This is a genomic window from Myxococcus llanfairpwllgwyngyllgogerychwyrndrobwllllantysiliogogogochensis (genome assembly GCF_006636215.1).
In the GTDB taxonomy this organism is placed as follows: Bacteria; Myxococcota; Myxococcia; order Myxococcales; family Myxococcaceae; genus Myxococcus; species Myxococcus llanfairpwllgwyngyllgogerychwyrndrobwllllantysiliogogogochensis.
On sequence record NZ_VIFM01000258.1, the window covers coordinates 1 to 15,718 of the forward strand.

Annotated in this window: 11 protein-coding genes; 5 read left to right on the forward strand and 6 right to left on the reverse strand. The window is 67.4% G+C overall.

What is annotated here, in order from left to right; all coding sequences use genetic code 11:
- From FJV41_RS39655 to FJV41_RS39665, 3 genes are all read left to right on the forward strand, one after another.
- Window positions 1–954, forward strand: a 954-nt coding sequence (locus FJV41_RS39655; protein WP_141647816.1) for a fatty acid desaturase family protein, incomplete at its 5' end; no start/stop codon positions are given.
- Window positions 951–2,180 (forward strand): CapA family protein, encoded by a 1,230-nt coding sequence (locus FJV41_RS39660; RefSeq protein WP_141647817.1) that lies wholly within the window; start codon window positions 951–953, stop codon window positions 2,178–2,180. The genes FJV41_RS39655 and FJV41_RS39660, both read left to right, overlap by 4 nt.
- Before the next feature lie 2 nt (window positions 2,181–2,182).
- Entirely contained in the window at window positions 2,183–2,800 is a 618-nt protein-coding gene (locus FJV41_RS39665) for an iron-containing redox enzyme family protein (protein ID WP_141647818.1), read from the forward strand.
- A gap of 65 nt (window positions 2,801–2,865) precedes the next feature.
- Here the strand turns inward: FJV41_RS39665 and FJV41_RS39670 are convergent, their stop codons facing one another.
- The 3 genes from FJV41_RS39670 to FJV41_RS54775 form a co-directional block, all read right to left on the reverse strand.
- Window positions 2,866–3,483 carry an ankyrin repeat domain-containing protein gene (locus tag FJV41_RS39670; RefSeq protein WP_141647819.1) on the reverse strand — a complete coding sequence of 206 codons (618 nt, stop codon included), beginning with the start codon at window positions 3,481–3,483 and terminating at the stop codon, window positions 2,866–2,868.
- A gap of 1,044 nt (window positions 3,484–4,527) precedes the next feature.
- The gene (locus tag FJV41_RS39675; protein ID WP_141647826.1) at window positions 4,528–5,499 is read right to left on the reverse strand and encodes an NAD(P)-dependent alcohol dehydrogenase; all 972 of its coding nucleotides are present in this window, start codon (window positions 5,497–5,499) and stop codon (window positions 4,528–4,530) included.
- A 108-nt stretch (window positions 5,500–5,607) separates the two neighbouring features.
- The gene (locus FJV41_RS54775; RefSeq protein ID WP_254627474.1) at window positions 5,608–7,260 is read right to left on the reverse strand and encodes a mechanosensitive ion channel family protein; all 1,653 of its coding nucleotides are present in this window, start codon (window positions 7,258–7,260) and stop codon (window positions 5,608–5,610) included.
- 910 nt (window positions 7,261–8,170) lie between these two features.
- On the opposite strand from FJV41_RS54775, the gene FJV41_RS39690 reads away from it, so the two are divergent.
- Window positions 8,171–9,493 (forward strand): Ig-like domain-containing protein, encoded by a 1,323-nt coding sequence (locus tag FJV41_RS39690; RefSeq protein WP_181791259.1) that lies wholly within the window; start codon window positions 8,171–8,173, stop codon window positions 9,491–9,493.
- Window positions 9,494–9,671: 178 nt separating this feature from the next.
- Here the strand turns inward: FJV41_RS39690 and FJV41_RS39695 are convergent, their stop codons facing one another.
- The 3 genes from FJV41_RS39695 to FJV41_RS39710 form a co-directional block, all read right to left on the reverse strand.
- Window positions 9,672–10,853: a hypothetical protein gene (locus FJV41_RS39695; protein ID WP_141647821.1), complete on the reverse strand. Its 1,182-nt coding sequence runs from the start codon at window positions 10,851–10,853 to the stop codon at window positions 9,672–9,674.
- 25 nt (window positions 10,854–10,878) lie between these two features.
- Window positions 10,879–13,203, reverse strand: a complete 2,325-nt coding sequence (locus tag FJV41_RS39700; RefSeq protein ID WP_181791261.1) for an SGNH/GDSL hydrolase family protein — start codon at window positions 13,201–13,203, stop codon at window positions 10,879–10,881.
- A gap of 1,068 nt (window positions 13,204–14,271) precedes the next feature.
- Complete coding sequence (locus FJV41_RS39710) at window positions 14,272–14,523, reverse strand: hypothetical protein (RefSeq protein ID WP_141647824.1); 252 nt, start codon at window positions 14,521–14,523, stop codon at window positions 14,272–14,274.
- Between the two features lie 109 nt (window positions 14,524–14,632).
- On the opposite strand from FJV41_RS39710, the gene FJV41_RS39715 reads away from it, so the two are divergent.
- Window positions 14,633–15,640, forward strand: coding sequence for a hypothetical protein (locus tag FJV41_RS39715; RefSeq protein WP_141647825.1), 1,008 nt, complete (start codon window positions 14,633–14,635; stop codon window positions 15,638–15,640).
- Window positions 15,641–15,718 lie beyond the last annotated feature (78 nt).

Consider the following 15,718-nt stretch of genomic DNA (forward strand, 5'->3'; position numbering starts at 1 on the left):
ACTTCACCCGCTGCCCCCGCCGGGCCGGGCCCCTCCCGCGACGAGCTGGTGGAGCTCTTGCGCATCCGCCCCGCGCGGGCCCTGGGCATGGCGGCCCTCCACCTGGGCGTGTGGGGGCTTGCCGGCGTGGGGCTCGCGCACGTCAGCGGCTTCTGGCTGAAGCTGCCCCTGTGGCTGCTGGCGGCCCAGGGCGTCATGGGGCTCATCCAGCTGGACCACGACGCGTGGCACGACACCCTCTTCCCGAGGCCCTGGCAGAACCGCCTCTTCGGCAACGGGCTCAGCCTGCTCGTGGGCATCGCCTACGAGCCGATGCGGCACGATCACCTCGCGCACCACCGCTGGAACCGCACGGAGAAGGACCCTGACGCCTACAACGCGGGCCGCCGCTCGCCCGGGCTGTGGGCACTCTTCTACGCCACCGTGCTGCTGGGCCTGCCGCTCAGCCTCGTCTACTTCAACGTCCTCTACCCGGTGCAGCACTTCGACGCCGCCCGCCTGCGCCGCCATGCGCTGGTGCTGCTCGGCTACGGGGCCTTCTACGCGCTGCTCTTCTGGCTCCTGGCGGGCCACGGGCTCCTCGGGGGCGCGGTGGAGTGCTGGCTGCTGCCGGTGCTCTTCGCCAGCCCCCTCAACGGGCTCAAGTCCATCGCCGACCACCACGCCAACGTCTGGCGCGGCGACCGCTTCCACACCGCGACGACGGTGCGCGGCACCCGGCTCGTCACCTTCCTGTGGAACGGCCTCAACCACCACCTGGACCACCACCTCTACCCGCGGGTGCCCGGCTACAACCTCGCGCGGCTGCACGCGCGCCTGCGCCCGGAGTTGCTCGCGCGCGGGGCCCCCGTCTTCGACAGCTACCTCCACGTCATGTGGCGGGCCCTCCTGGCCGGCCCCATGGTGGTGGAGGAGGACGTGCGACTCGTCACCCTGGAGCGAAAGCGCCCATGAACGCCGTGCGCCGGCTGTATGCGGACATCCGCTACGAGGACGGCCGCTGGCCGCTGTCCCGGTGGGACCTCAACCTGCGCTACCTCACCAAGAGCCTCCTGCACCTGCCGGAGCCGCGCTCGGCCGAAACCGGGGAGCACTTCGCGCGAGTCTCCCGGCACCTCGCTTCGGGGAGCTGGCGGCACGCGGGCGCGCCGGAGCTCCGGCTGAGCGCCGTGGGCGACATGATGTGGATTCGCAGCGGCTTCCACCGCGCCCTGTCTCCCGGCGTCCGGGAGGTGATGGCGGGGGACGCGGTGGCCTTCGCGAATCTAGAGACGCCGGTGGACCCGGCGCGGCCCGTGCCCCGGCTCGTCTACGAGACGCTCCACTACAACGCCCCGCCGGACTACCTCGCGGCCTGGGAGGGCACGGCGCGCCACCGCGTCTTCTCCCTCTGCAACAACCACGCGCTCGACCAGGGCGCCGAAGGGCTCAAGCGGACCCGGGGGACGGTGCTGGCCTCCTCCCAGCACTGCTGCGTGGGAGGCCCCCGGCCGGAGGACGCGGTGGCCGCCCTGGAGGTGGACGGGGTGCGGATGGGCATCGCCGCTGTGACGTATGACATCAACCACCTCGTGGGGGCGCCGCCCGCCGGGGTGCCGGTGACGCGGCTGGGCAGCCCCCTCCACGCGCCGGACTGGGCGCGGCTGGGCGCGCTCATCGACGCCGCTCGCGCGGTGGGGCCGGACCTGGTGGTGCTGATGCCGCACTGGGGCTTCGAGTACGAGTACTGGCCCGAGGCCCTCCAGCGCGAGCACGCCTGGCGGCTCATCGAGCGCGGGGCGGACCTCGTCCTGGGCTCCTCGCCGCATGTCCTCCAGCCGGTGGAGTGGGTGTCCATCGACGGCGCGGACGCCACCTGCCCCACGCAGGTGCGCCGGGGCGGGCCCGCGCGGATGGGGCTCATCGCGTACTCGCTGGGCAACTTCCTGAGCATCATGCCCACGCTGGCGTGCCAGACAGGGGCCGTGCTGAAGCTCGCGCTCGCCCGGGACGCGCGCGGCGTGCTCCAGCCGGTGGATTTGCGCGCGGTGCCCACCGCCTGTGGACGGGGACTCGGAGGGGAGGGGTTCCTCGACGCGGGCGTGGTGCGCCTGGACGAGCTACCCCGCGAGCGGGCGGCGCCGCACCTCGCGCATGCCCGGCGGACGTTGGGCGCGCTGCTTTCGGACCGGAGGGACTGAGGATGTCGTCGATTGAGGAGCAGTTGGAGGCGTTCACCGTCGGGATGGCGCGGCAGGTCGCGAGCTGGCTGCCGGCGGTGACGCCAGAGCGCTACGTGGCGTTCCTCGACATGATGTACCACTACACGCGGCGCAGCGGAGACCGGCTGCGGCTCGCGGCCGAGCGCGCCACGCTCCCCGAGCTGAAGGCCTTCTTCGCGGAGCTGGCGGGGGACGAGCAGTCGCACTACCTGCTGGCCAAGGCGGACCTCGCGACCTTCGGGCGCGAGCCCTCGTCCGACACGCCTCGCGAGGTGGCCGACTTCCACGCCTTCTGGGAGGGAATCGGGCCGGAGCGGCAGCTCGCCTTCCTGGGCGCGTTGCGCGTGCTGGAGGGCGTGGCGCGGCACCTGGGAGGCGAGGCCCGCCAGGGGCTGGGGCGGCTTGGGCTGGAGCGGACGAAGGCGCGCTTCATCCTCGTCCACCTCGACGTGGACCTGGAGCACGGCGCGCGGGCCCAGGCGCTCTGCGCGGCGCTGGGGGTCGGGCACCCGGAGCCGCTGCTCGAAGGGGCCCGGCGGGCCGCCGACTTCTGGGTGGCCATCCACCGCGCGGCGCTGGCCGGTGAGGCGCGGCCCTGAGCGGGCGCCTCAGCGTACGGAGAGGACGACAGCGTCCCTCTCCGTCTGAACCTCACGTACCTGCGTCACGACCGTCGGCGTCCAAGAAGCTCAAGGATCCTGTCCCACGTTCGCGGATCGTGCTTTTCACGAGGTGGCAGTTTGGCGAGCGCGGTTTCGTTGTACTCATCAACCGCCTGCGGATCCGCCCCCTCCGCCATCAAAAGCTCGATGATGGGAACGTTGAACTTACGAGCGGCCATGCCGAGCGGCGTCAATCCGCGAAGTCCTCCCCACTCGTCCATCGTTCGTCCAGCACCATGGCGCAGGAGCAGCGCCGTGATCTCCGGATGTTCATGTTCTACGGCCAGCTGCAAAGGTGACTCATGCGTTGATCTGCGGACGTTCGGATCCGCGCCTGCTTCGAGAAGCACCCGTGCGACCTCCAGCTCCGGAGGTTCCATGGCGCTGAGGAGCGGCGTCTCGTGATGATGGGCATCCCATTCGTTGACGTCCGCACCGTGCTCGATCAACAGCTTGATGAAGTCAATCGTTCCCCCAACGCCCATCTGGCCGATGGCGACATGCAGGGGTCGCCAGCCATCTTCCCTGGGCAGGTTGGGGTCTGCACCGCGAACCAGCAGCGCACGAACACGCTCCAGATCATGCTGGACGATGGCCTCGAACAATTCGGATGACAGCATTCGGGTTGGCAATGCTCGCCTGGGTGGCGGAAAGGGACTCGTGCATCGACGGGCGGTTTTGTAACGACTCTCCTCCGCGCTGTCGACACCCTCCTTGTTGGGGCACCACCTCCGGCCCCTGTGCCTCCTGCCTCGATGCGGCCGAGGGTCTCGACGGGGCACCCGCCTGCCCAGGCCGCGCCCCGATCAGGTGTGTGGCGGGAGCCTGGACCTGTTGGCGCCTCTTGAGCCTCAACGAGGGCGCTCGTCTCCCAATCGCCGCTACCGCCGCCCTGACGGGCCGCATCATGGGGTCCTTCATTGGGTATGAGCTGTCTCATGCCGCCAATAGCGCGACACCAGCGCCGTCGGATGTCAGCGTGCTTCCGTCGGTGGCGGTGTCTCAGGGTGGAATGGCGTTGGGGCTGGGGAGCCGCTTCTGAGCTCCTGACGTGACGAGCCGCCGCTCGTGATTCAACGCGGCACCGAGCTGTCCTCCAGGCTCGGGCCGTGGTGCGGTGCGTCGACCTGGTGTGTGCGGATGTCGCCGTTGGCAGATGGGACGGAGGCGTCACCTGAGATGCGGAACAGAGGACCTGGACGACCTGCTATCCTTTGAGGCGCTTCAGCCGTGAGCGAGTTGGAAGCCGCTGTCATACCAACCTGGGAGGGGACGATGCTCTGTTCCGTGAAGAAGGCTGTTCAGGTATTGCTTGCCGTTGTCACGGGGGCGGCTGTGTCGTTCGGAGCCACGCTGGCGGTCGCAGCGCCCGCGGAGCCGCTGTCCTATTGTTCTGGCAATTGCGTCAATGAGTGCATCGAGGCGGGCTTCGCCTATGGTCGATGCTCTGGCGATGTCTGCGTTTGCTTCCCCTTCTCCTGAGCCTCCGGGCAGCGCCTCGCGCGGATGTGCAGGGTACCGCGGTGCGAAGCCGGGATGACTCGCGTGCGGTTGCTCGCCCTGCTCTCGAATCCCAGCCGGGGGGAGGAGGTCAGGGCGTCGACGCGGCGGGCTGCGCTCCGCGGGTACGGAAGGAGGCGCCGTCATGGGAGGCAGGGACCTCCTCAGGACATGTGGATGGCGACCTTGCCGCGGGCGTGTCCCTCCTCGAGGTACGCGAGGGCCTGGGGCAGCTCCTCGAACGGGTAGGTGCGGTCGATGACGGAGCGCACGGAGCCGTCGGCCAGGCGGTCGCGCAGGTACTCCAGGTCGTCCAGGTTGCTCTTCATCGTCAGGTAGCCCAGGCGCTTGCGACTACCGAGCGAGCGCACCGGCCCGAGCAGGAGCGCCGCCGCCATCTGCTTTCCCGCTCCGCCCGTCATCACGTAGCGGCCGCCGGGCGCGAGCGCGCGCTCGTAGGCGCTCAGCGGGTGGTAGCCGTTGGCCGCGAGGATGACGTCGTAGCGCTGGCCGCTGCGCGTGAAGTCCTCCTTCGAGTAGTCGATGACCTCGTCGGCTCCGAGCGAGCGGGCCAGCTCCTGGTTGCGGGCGCTGCACACCGCCGTCACCTTCGCGCCCAGCGCCTTGGCGAGCTGCACGGCGAAGGTCCCCACGCCTCCCGAGGCGCCATTCACCAGCACGGACTCGCCCGCCTGGAGGCGACCCTCGCGACGCAGCCCCTGCAGCGCCGTCACGCCGGCCAGCGGCGCCGCGGCGGCCTCTTCGAAGCCGAGGCTCGCGGGCTTCGAGGCGAGGACGCCCTCGGGCGCGCAGACGTACTCCGCGAAGGCGCCCCAGTTGCTGCTGCCCAGCTCGCCCATCACTTCATCTCCGGCCTTGAAGCGCGTGACGCCGGGACCCGCGGCCTCGACCACGCCGGCCAGGTCGCAGCCGAGCACGTTGTACCGGGGCTTGAAGAGCCCGACCGCGAGCCTCGCGAGGAAGGGGTCGGCGCGCAGGATGTGCCAGTCGGCCGCGTTGAGCGCGCAGGCCCGCACGCGCACGAGGACCTGGCCTGCGCCCGGCGTGGGGACGGGGCGCTCCTCGCACTTCAGGACCTGGGGTGAGCCGTACTCGTAGAAGGTGATGGCGCGCATCAAGGAATGGCTCCAGCGGTAGGGGGTGGAGGAGGGCCGCGGGTGCTGGCGGAGCAGGGAAGCAGGACTCAGGACACCTGCACCATGATGGGTACGGCCGGCCTGCCGCTACCGAAGCGAGGCGGCCAGAGCCTGGGGCTCCTCCTCCGGCGACGCAGCGGCGGCGGCGGCGGGAAGCACCGTGGTCCCCTCGTATTGCACCGACTTGGGATAGGGAAGTTCCAGGCCGTTGGCGTTGAAGGCGTCGAACAACAGCCGGTTGAGCAGTCGCTTCACGTCGAAGTGCGTCCCTGGCTGCACCTTGGCTTCAATGCGAATGGTCATCCAGCTCTCGTCCATGCTCTCGATACCCAACAGCTTGGGCATCTCGGACACCTTGCCTGCCGACAGCATGGGCACCTGCTCGCAGACCTTTCCAATCACATCCAGCACCTTCTTCAAGTCGCACTCATAGGCCACGGCCATGTCCACGACCGCCAGCGTCCAGCCGCGACTATAATTGATGACATTCTTGACTTCGCCATTGCGGAGGATGTGAAGGCGCCCGAAGCGATCGCGAATGCGGGTGATACGAGGCGTTATCTCCTCCACCACGCCCTCGGTATCGTTGATGCGGATGTAGTCGCCGTTCAAGATCTGGTCCTCGAAGAGCAGGAAGATGCCGTTGACCATGTCCGTGACGATGGCCTGTGAGCCCAGACCCACGGTGAGACCGACGATGCCGGCGCCAGCGAGGATGGGGGTGGGGTCCACACCCAGGTCGCTGAGCACCATCATCCCCACCAGGAAATAGACCAGGTACGTGGAGGCTCTCTGGATGAGCGCGACGAAGGTGTTGCGCCGCCGGGCCTTGTCATCCAGGTCGAGACCGTCCACCTTGAAGGCCCGGGCGATGAGCAGCCGGACGAACTCCACGACGACGCTGGCGGCGAAGAACAGGGCGATGACGCGGATGAGCACCGGCCCGTACGGAGCAAAGGACTCCAGGCCCTGGAACCGACGGATGATGAGGGTCGCCACCGAGATATAGACGATGGCCTCCAGGCTCCGCTGCCCCACCGGTAGCAGCCGGCTGAGGGCCATGAAGTACTCCTCGTACTTCGTGGCCGTGCTCTTCGTCCGCCAGGACTCGACCAGCCGAACCGACATCAGGTGCAGCAAGGACACCGCCAGGCGCCCACCGCTGATGCACAGCAACACGAAGACGGTGGTGCCAACGAGCCACTCGAGCGCGGCCGGGGGTTGCAGCGAGGTGACCGCCATGCCCACCGCGAAGTAGGCCAGCACCAGCTTGATGAAGCCGGGCCCCTGCTCCATCGCCTTCTGGGCATGTGCCTTCGGCTCCGGGCTCAGTTGCCACTCGTTCATCCTGCGCTCGAGCCGCATCAGGAGCTGGCGTGCCGCCCGATCCAACACCAGGTAGGCCGTCAGCAAGAGCACCAGCAGGCCCGCTCCGCGCCCCAGGGCCGCCAGCCCCTCCACCGTCACCCCCGCCAGCAAGGCATTGAAGGAGGGCTCCAGATCCTTCTTCGCCCACAGGGAGAAGCCCAGCACGGCGATGCCGATGATGACCACCACGAAGGACAGGAGGGCGGCGCTCAGCCGGGCGCGCTTGCGAAGAGCGTCCGCCATCTGCTCCAGCGCCTTCACACCCATCAGCCGGATGCCCTGGTACAGCAGCGCACTGGAGGCCACGAGCACGGCCCAGAGGACGAGCAGCAACAATGCCACGCTCAGTCCGACGAGCCATGCGTTGTTCAACTCGACCGTATCCGCAAGTCGGAAGATTTCCATGCGCTGGGGCATAGCACACCAGCGAACACGTCGCGCCCCGCCCCCGAGGCGGAACAGAGGCTCCAGCGTCTGGCCAGGCAGGACAGGCCGCGAGCCTTTCGCCGTGGTTCCCATCCAGTGCGGGCAAGGCAACCGTGGAGCCCGAGACAGCGGCTGGGAGGGAGTCGATGAAGGGGCAGACGCCGTGAGCGCATAAGAGAAAGGGGGCGCAGTCCCCTATGACCGCGGTTCGTGTGGCGACGGAGTCTGCGGCTACAACGAGGAGTTCTTCTCCTGCCTGGCGGGCTGCGACATCTGCGGCAATGGGATTTGTGGTCCCACCGAGACTCCATACGACCGCAGCGCGGACCGCGGATAGCTCCCGCCGGGTACGAACGCACATCGCGATGCCCAGCGTGGCGAAGATGCTGGCGATGCGCCCCGGTTCCTCCGCGTTCAGCAGTTCCTTCTTGCCGCCCCAGGACGCGGGAGAACAATACGTGCAGCGGAAGCTGCGGCGGTCCGTGATGCTCAGCCGCAGGTACGTCATGCGGCGCCCCAGCGCATCCATCAGGGGCGGGGCGAGCGGATCCGTCTGGAATGCGCACAGTGGGCGTGGCGGGCGGGAGCAGAGCGGGAGGTGAGGGACGCTGACGCGGATCCCGACGGTGCGCGGGCAACGTCGAGCGTGGTTTGGACACCATGCCTGGCGGCCTCGAAGAGCGGACCGCGGGGCCGCTTCCGCCGGACGGCAGAAAGCGCGTGGCATGAGGGCCCGCCAGGCGATAGGGTTTCTCGGATGTACTTTGCTCGCGCTCTTGTCCGACTGTGCTCGGTGGTCTTGCTCTCAAGTCTCGTCATCGTGGGGGGCGCGAGTTGCGGGGATTCAGAGACGGCGTTGCCGTCGGCCGTTCTCGACGTCACTCCATCCGTCCTCTCTCTCGTCGCAGGCACGTCCGCGACAGTGAAGGCAACGTTCACGGCCGATGGCGCGGCGACCCAAGACGTGACGGAGTCAGCGACGTGGGCGAGCAGCGCTCCCGGCGTCGCCACCGTCGCGGCCGGCAAGGTGAACGCGGTCGCGGCCGGCGCCGCGACGATCAGCGTGAGCTCGGAAGGACAGACGAAGACCGTCGCCGTAACGGTGACGGCCGACAACAATCCCCTCGTCTCGCTGAGCGTTACGCCGGCGGCGCCAACGCTTCCGCCCGGCGCGAAGAAGCAACTCGTGGCGACCGGCACCTACGCCGATAGCAGCACAAAAGACATCTCGAGCGCAGTCGTTTGGAACTCGGCGACGTCCACCGTGGCGACCGTCGACCCGACCGGGCTGCTCACGTCGCTCGCCGAGGGAACCTCGAAGATCACGGCGACGCTCGGCACCGTCACTGGGAGCACCGAGGTCACGGTCATCGAAGTAGAGGTCGTCTCAATCGCTGTCACGCCGGGAAGCCCGAGCATTGGCGCTGGCGCCACGCAAGCGTTCACCGCCACCGCGACGATGACCGACAACACGACCAAGGACCTGACGACGCTCGCAACATGGACGTCGGGCACGCCGACCTCCGCTTCCATCGCGAACACGGGCATCGCCAAGGGACTCGCGGTAGGAACGTCGACGATCACCGCGACGTTCAACGGCATCAATGGGTCGACGCTTCTCACGGTCACGGAGGCAACCCTCGTGTCGATCTCCCTGCTGCCGGCGAACGCAACGATCCCGGTGGGCATGAAGCAGAATTACTTCGCCACGGGCACGTTCAGCGACGGGTCGACGGAGGACCTCACGGAGACGGTTGCGTGGAGTTCGGGCGATCCGACCCACGCAACGATCAGCGATGCCGCCGACTCCACCAAAGGAGAGGCAACGGCGATCGCTCAGGGCTCAGCGGTGATCACCGCGACGTACGGCGCGATCATGGGCAGCACCACGCTCACCGTATCGCCGGCAGAGGTCATGTTGATCCGCGTCACGCCGATCGCCTCATCGGCTGTGGTGGGAGCCACTCGTCAATACACCGCCACGGGCGAGTTCACTGACGGGACGCTCCACGATCTCACGAGCGTGGTGGCGTGGGCGTCGAACAATGCCACCGTCGCGCCCATCAGCACCTCAGGGAGCACACCCGGCGTCGCCCTGGCCGTCAGCCCGGGCAGGGCCACGATCAGCGCAAAGTCGGGCGGGGCCATGGGCTCCGCGGTCCTCACCGTCACACCCTAGCGTTACTGCCGCGAGTGCGCCTGGTACGCCTGCGGCGCGTGTCCTCAGGCCCTTGCGCGGGCAGGGCGCCTCTTTTCTCCAGCAGGCGCGGCGCGCCACGAAGCGGGCACGGTCTCCGGCGATTCACGCTGGAGGCCGGCCCGCTCCGTGACAGGTTCAATCGCTCCGGGGTCTCGCGCTAGCGAGGCGTGATCGCGAACCCGGTGCAGTCCCCGCTCTCCATCGTCCAGAGCGAGGTGGCGGGACCTTCCTTCACGTAGAGTTCGCCGTTGCTCGCGAGCACCGCGATGCCCGTGCCCGAGAGCTGGAAGGCCGTCACGGACGAGCTGACCCATTCCCAGGGACCGTCCCACGCCCCTTCCTTCACGAACACGTGGCTGTCCGTCTTCAGGACGCCGATGCGGTTGCCCGAGAGGGAGATGGCCTGGACGTCACCCGTCACCATGTTCCACAGCTCGGTGAGCGCGCCTTCCTTCAGGAAGAACTGGCCATTGTTCTTCAGCATGCCCACGCGGTCGCCCTCGAGCGCGAGGGCCGTGACGTCTCCACTCATCAGGACCCAGGCCGCGTTCCATGCGCCTTCCTTCACAAAGGCCTCGCCGTTCGTCTTGATGATGCCGATGCGGTCGCCCGACAGCGAGATGGAGGCCACATCCCCGGTCACCAGATTCCACAACCCGGTGAGCGCGCCTTCCTTCAGGAAGAACTGGCCATTCTGCTTCAGCACGCCAATGCGGTTGCCCGCGAGGGCAATGGCCTTGATGTCGCTGCTCTGGACGACCCAGGCCGCGTCCCAGGTGCCTTCCTTCACGTAGGCCTCGCCGTTCGTCTTGACGATGCCAATGCGGTTGCCCGCCAGCGCGACGGAGGCCACGTCCCCGGTCACCGTATTCCACAGCTCGGTGAGGGGGCCCTCCTTCAGGTAGAGCTGGCCCCCCTGCTTCAACATCCCGATGCGGGCGCCGTCCGTGGGACAGTAGCCTCCCGCCTCCAGACACTGCCCCCGGCAGGCCTGGGCCGTGGGGCAGACCTGATTGCCCTCCAGGCACGTCTGCCCCCGGCGCATGCAATAGGTGCCACAGAGGTACGCGTTGCTGCAGATATACATGCCGTTCAGGCAGGTCTCGAGGGTGGGGCGATAGCAGGCCCCACCACACTCCTCGGAGCCCAGGCCGCAGACGGTGCCATTGCTGCAATTGGAGCTGCCTGGGAAGTAACAGGCGCCGCCCAGCGGAAAACCACAGGTCGACCAACCCGTGGGGCATTGCGCGAGGGCCTCGGTCGAGACCAACGCGACGAAGAGCGACAGGAGGATGGAGAGAAGGGGCCCGTTGGAGGGCCTGAAGCGTTTCGGTGTCATGTGTCCGTTCATGGGGGTATTCGAGCTACGGCGTGGCCAGGACGAGCTGCGTGGTGGCCGTGGTCTCCCAGTTCCAGAGCCCGGTCCACGCCCCTTCCTTCACGTACCCATTGCCATCCGTCTTGACGATGCCGATGCGCCTGCCCGCGAGGGAGATGGACTGGACGTCACCCGTCACCAGGTTCCAGGCCGTGGTGAGGGCTCCGTCCCTGAGGAAGAACTCACCGTTGAGCCGCAGCACGCCCACGCGGTTCTCGGTCAGCGCGATGGCCTTGCTGTTGGAGCCCAGCGCGACCCAGATGGCGTTCCAGGCGCCTTCCTTCACATAGGACTCGGTGTTCGTCTTGACGACGCCGATGCGCTTGCCCGACAAAGCGATGGCGGCCACGTCTCCCGTCACCAGGTCCCACTGCTCGGTGAGGGCGCCGTCCTTCAGGTAGAAATCGCCGTTCAGCTTCAGCATGCCGATGCGCTTGCCGGAGAGGCTGAGGGCCTTGACGTCGCCGCTCATCAGGACCCAGGAGGCGTTCCAGGCGCCTTCCTTCACGTAGGCCTCGCCGTTCGTCTTGATGATGCCGATGCGGTCGCCCGACAAAGCGATGGCGGCCACGTCTCCCGTCACCAGGTTCCACATCGCGGTGAGGGCGCCATCCTTCAGGTAGAAGTCGCCGTTCAGCTTCAGCACGCCGATGCGGCTGCCAGACAAGGCCACCGCCTGGATGTCACCGGACTGAGGGACCCAACCGGAGGCGGCGCCACCCTCTTGTACGTGCGCTTCGCCTTGGGTCTTCAGGATGCCCACGCGTGGGAGGGGAGGGAGGGTGTCGTCCATCTTCTCCTGAAGGAAGACCGTCATGACGGCGTAGCCCGTCTCGTTGGGGTGCGCGGTGCCCGTGGTCTCGGCCTCGCTGTCCTCCGGCCCCTGCGTCGAGGACGCGTCGTAGCCGTTGTTCACCCAGCGGTTGCTGGGAGAGGCGCACAGCCCGTGGCCCACGCCACTGCCGACACCCGCGAATGCATCGGAGATGCCCGACACATAGTTCCAGCCATGGCGCTCGGCGGCGTCCTGCATCATGTTCATCAGGGGCAGCCGGACATAGCCATCCAGGTACGCCAGCTCCCCGTAGGACACGTCCGCTCCGACACCGGCGTAGAGGTTCGTCTCCTCCAGGATGGAGGAGCAGATCTGCCCGGAGTTGCCACGGGCGAAGTCCGGATACTCCATGAGGTACGTGCTCCGCACGTCGAGGCCCACCTGCTTGAGTTGCGTCTGGAGCAGGTCGTAGCTCGTGGGCAGGGCGGCCTTGAGCACGTCGACCTTGGAGCGCAGCTCCTGCCCGTCGTTGCCCTGGTGGCAATCCGTGTGCACGACACAGAACCGGAGGATGTCACCGAAACCCACGTCATTGCCGCCGGCGCTGAGGACGAGTGCGTCGATGGGGCGGTTGCCCACCAGCGTCACGAGCCGGTTGAGCTGCGAGGGCATGTAGTGCTCGGGATTCCAGGCGCCGTGCTGGTAGGCCGGGGCCTCGATGCCCACGTAGGGGCCGAGGATTCCCGAACCGCGGGGCGGCCCGTCGCTGGCGGTGGCGAAGCCGTCGAAGATTCCCAGGGGGAAATTACCGCCCCAGTTCTCATATTCGTAGGTCGTTCGCTGGATGGTCGCACCGGAGCACGCCAGCGACAGGAAGGTCACGGACGAGTGTGGGTCGCTCGACTCCAGGGCCAGCGCGGCCCGCGCCGCCGGAGACTTGAAGGAGCGATGGCATCGCGCATTCTGCCAGACCGGATGCGTGTCGGTGTCCCCCCAGTGCGCCGCGGCGTCCGGAGCCCCTTCTCCCGAGCCATAGGAGTCACCCAGGCTGACGACGAGGTAGTCACGGATCGTCACGAACCGCTGGTACTGCGCGGTCTGAATCGGCCCGCCCCCCAGGAGCTCCGAGTGGGTGATCGTCAGGCGGACGTCGTAGGCGCCTTGCGTGGGAAAGGTATGGTTGATCTTGCAGACGCCGCCCATGTCGACGGTCGTGCCGGCAATGGTCCAGGTGAAATTGTAGCCAAAGAGGGAGTATCCGATGTCGTCGAATTCCGGGGGGCAGCCATTCAACGTGCTGGTGTAGCCGCTGTGGGCCTCTGGATGGAGATAGCTCGCGGTCTCGTTTTCTCCGCTGGCGAAGCGGGCCCCTTGAAACCAGCGAATGCCCTCGGGCAATGGATTGTACGGATCGGTGAGAGCCTTTTCCTCCGACCCTGTCTGTTGCGGCGCATCCTGGTGGTTGGCTTCAGGGGAACCACACGCCAGGGGGATACACAGGACCGTGGCGAACACCGCTTGCATACAACGATACATGAAGGATTTCCTTTGCGCGCGACAGGGCGGGCCGCGAGGAGACGGGTCGCTGATTTCACCCTGACGCGCGCTCGAACCAGTTCCCCCAACAGGGCCCTCGGCCCTCTTAGTCGTAAGTCCGATTTCGGACAAGTGTGGTTTGACGCGATGGAAAGACTGAGGGTGGCTCAACTCACGTGAACGGGCTCCCTGGCATCCAGGCCATCGTGGCGAGCGCAAACTCTTGCTCACGCTCGAGGTATGGGAGCGCGTGGTGGAATGGCTTGGACTGGCCCGTGTCAGGCAACCCGATGAGCGTGTCGGGCCTCACCTGGCGGAGGCTGCGGAAACCGAACCCATCGAGTCCCTCACACGTTGGACGACGATCCGACCTGGCGCCTGAACGGCTGCCCAGTGTCTTGAGCCGGTGTGGCCTGCGTCGTTCCCGGGCGCATCCACGGCGGGGTGTGCCTGACGCTGTCGGCGAGGGACTCGGCGCGCGAGGTGAAGGCGGGCGCCGGACTTGACAATCCCAGGCGCGCCGGACCAGCACGCCGCCGTCCTGATAGGTGCCGTGGGCGTGGCGGCCCTGTCGCGTGGCTGCACCATGGTGAAAAGCTCCGCATGCAGTTCGTGTCACACCTGTTGCGCGGTTGTCCCAGGGGGCCTGCCTGCACTGGCATTGACGGGGTGCGGGGGCTCATTTCAAGAGTCGAGGCCATCGCGCCTGGGGCACGCCTCCCTGGCGCCGTGGCTCACGGTATGACCGCCGTCAGTGCCAGCTGACCTGTCCACCGCCGTCCCCATCGATGTCGCGCTTGGGGGGAGCTGCCCCACGGGTCCACGCTGCCAGACGAGTCCAGCGACACCTTCACGATGCCTCCCGCCACGAAGGCCGCCACATGGCCCGAGCCCTCGGCCACGAGGTCCAGGTCCACGGCCCGGAGCGAGCGCGCCTCCAGCCCACCGTTGCCATGCAGTCGCGCATCCAGGTGACGACGAGGTGCACTTCGTCCCGTTGCCGCCGCCCACGCGAGGAAGTGGAGCGGCTGGTGGTGGTGGTTCGCAGGTGGGCGCTGACGGCGAGAGCTACGGCTTCGCGGCAGGTGATGGTGCTCGCTGGTAGTCGCGGACGAACTCCATCGCGGCGACCGTCCGCGACGCGCCCCCAGGGCCCACCAGGTAGAAGAACGGAACGTCGCTGCTGGCGTACCTCTCGCCGGCATCCCTGGCGAAGTCGACCACCCTCCAGACGGGGAGCGGAGCGTCTCCTCCATCTTTCACTCCGGCCTCGACCCATTCGGACCCGATGGAAACGGACGTGACGCTGAATGGGCTCATCCCCTGGACTCTACCCTGGCCGAGACGTCCATGCTGCGCAATCCGCGGAAGCCCTTGACCCAGCCGATAATCTCAACAGAATGGCAAGAGTCATTCAGTGGGGGAATTCATGCACCGTCTCTTTCGGAGTCTCGCGGTCTGGTCCTTGTGCACCTTGCAAGGGGGTTGTGGGCAGACAGACATTTCCACGCCAGAGGAGCCACTGTCCTCCAAGCTCGAGCCCGCCGTCGCCACGCTGTTCAATCAAGATGTGGGGGTCATCGCGGGCTCCGCGGGTTGTCCCAGCTCCGCGCCCGCCCTCTGGATGCACATGGACAACGAAGACAGCCGCGCAGCCAGCTATCTGAGGGACTGGGTGGGGAGCACCCAGTTGGATGAAGCGCGCAACACCACCTTCCGGTTCTGCCGCGTCGATGGGGCGAAGTTCAAGCCACTTGAGACTCACCCCACCACGCGCAGCGCCTATGCCGTGCTGATGCTGGGGGAGATCTGCCCCCCGGGTTCCTGGTACTTCTCTCGATTCTTCGACAACGAAGACCGAGACAACAGGAACGCGAACTCAGGCGGCATCCAGCCCAACGGCAATGCGGCCGGGGATACGATCATGTTCTTCTGTTTGTTCCATGGGGGTGGCAACCCCAGCACGCCCGCACCGAGCCTTCCGGACCTGGGGTTCGAGTATGGCGTCTTCGCGGCGCAGAGCTTCACCTTCGGCACGGCGAAGGGACAGATCTTCACCGACGACGAGGACACCCGGAACACGAACAGCTACAGCGTGTGGTCTGAGTATCGACACCTGGCCCTGACCATGGTCTCGGAGGGAGAGAACACGTACATGCACGTGGCCCGTGCCGGCGCCATCTCCTGCGGCGACAACGTCTGCAACGGATTCGAGAGCGAGCTGACGTGCCCCGCGGACTGCACCCGGTGCGGAGATGCCTCCTGCGGCCCACTCGAGAACCCGACCTCGTGCCCCTATGACTGCGGTTCGTGTGGCGACGGGGTCTGCGGCTACAACGAGGAGATCTTCTCCTGCCCGTCGGACTGCGACATCTGCGGCAATGGGATTTGTGGTCCCACCGAGACCCCCTCCGACTGCAGCGCGGACTGCGGATAGCTCCCGCCGGGTACGAACGCGCATCAGAGGGAAGGGGGCGCGGTTGAGGTGGAGGGAGGGAGCAGAGGGGCGGAGGAG

What these genes read in the sequence shown, in the direction of transcription:
- FJV41_RS39660 (WP_141647817.1), top strand. Translation starts at nt 951, where the DNA reads ATGAACGCCGTGCGCCGGCTGTATGCGGACATCCGCTACGAGGACGGC.
- FJV41_RS39665 (WP_141647818.1), top strand. Translation starts at nt 2,183, where the DNA reads ATGTCGTCGATTGAGGAGCAGTTGGAGGCGTTCACCGTCGGGATGGCG.
- FJV41_RS39670 (WP_141647819.1), bottom strand. Translation starts at nt 3,483, where the DNA reads ATGCTGTCATCCGAATTGTTCGAGGCCATCGTCCAGCATGATCTGGAG.
- FJV41_RS39675 (WP_141647826.1), bottom strand. Translation starts at nt 5,499, where the DNA reads ATGCGCGCCATCACCTTCTACGAGTACGGCTCACCCCAGGTCCTGAAG.
- FJV41_RS39695 (WP_141647821.1), bottom strand. Translation starts at nt 10,853, where the DNA reads ATGACACCGAAACGCTTCAGGCCCTCCAACGGGCCCCTTCTCTCCATC.
- FJV41_RS39700 (WP_181791261.1), bottom strand. Translation starts at nt 13,203, where the DNA reads ATGTATCGTTGTATGCAAGCGGTGTTCGCCACGGTCCTGTGTATCCCC.
- FJV41_RS39710 (WP_141647824.1), bottom strand. Translation starts at nt 14,523, where the DNA reads ATGAGCCCATTCAGCGTCACGTCCGTTTCCATCGGGTCCGAATGGGTC.
- FJV41_RS39715 (WP_141647825.1), top strand. Translation starts at nt 14,633, where the DNA reads ATGCACCGTCTCTTTCGGAGTCTCGCGGTCTGGTCCTTGTGCACCTTG.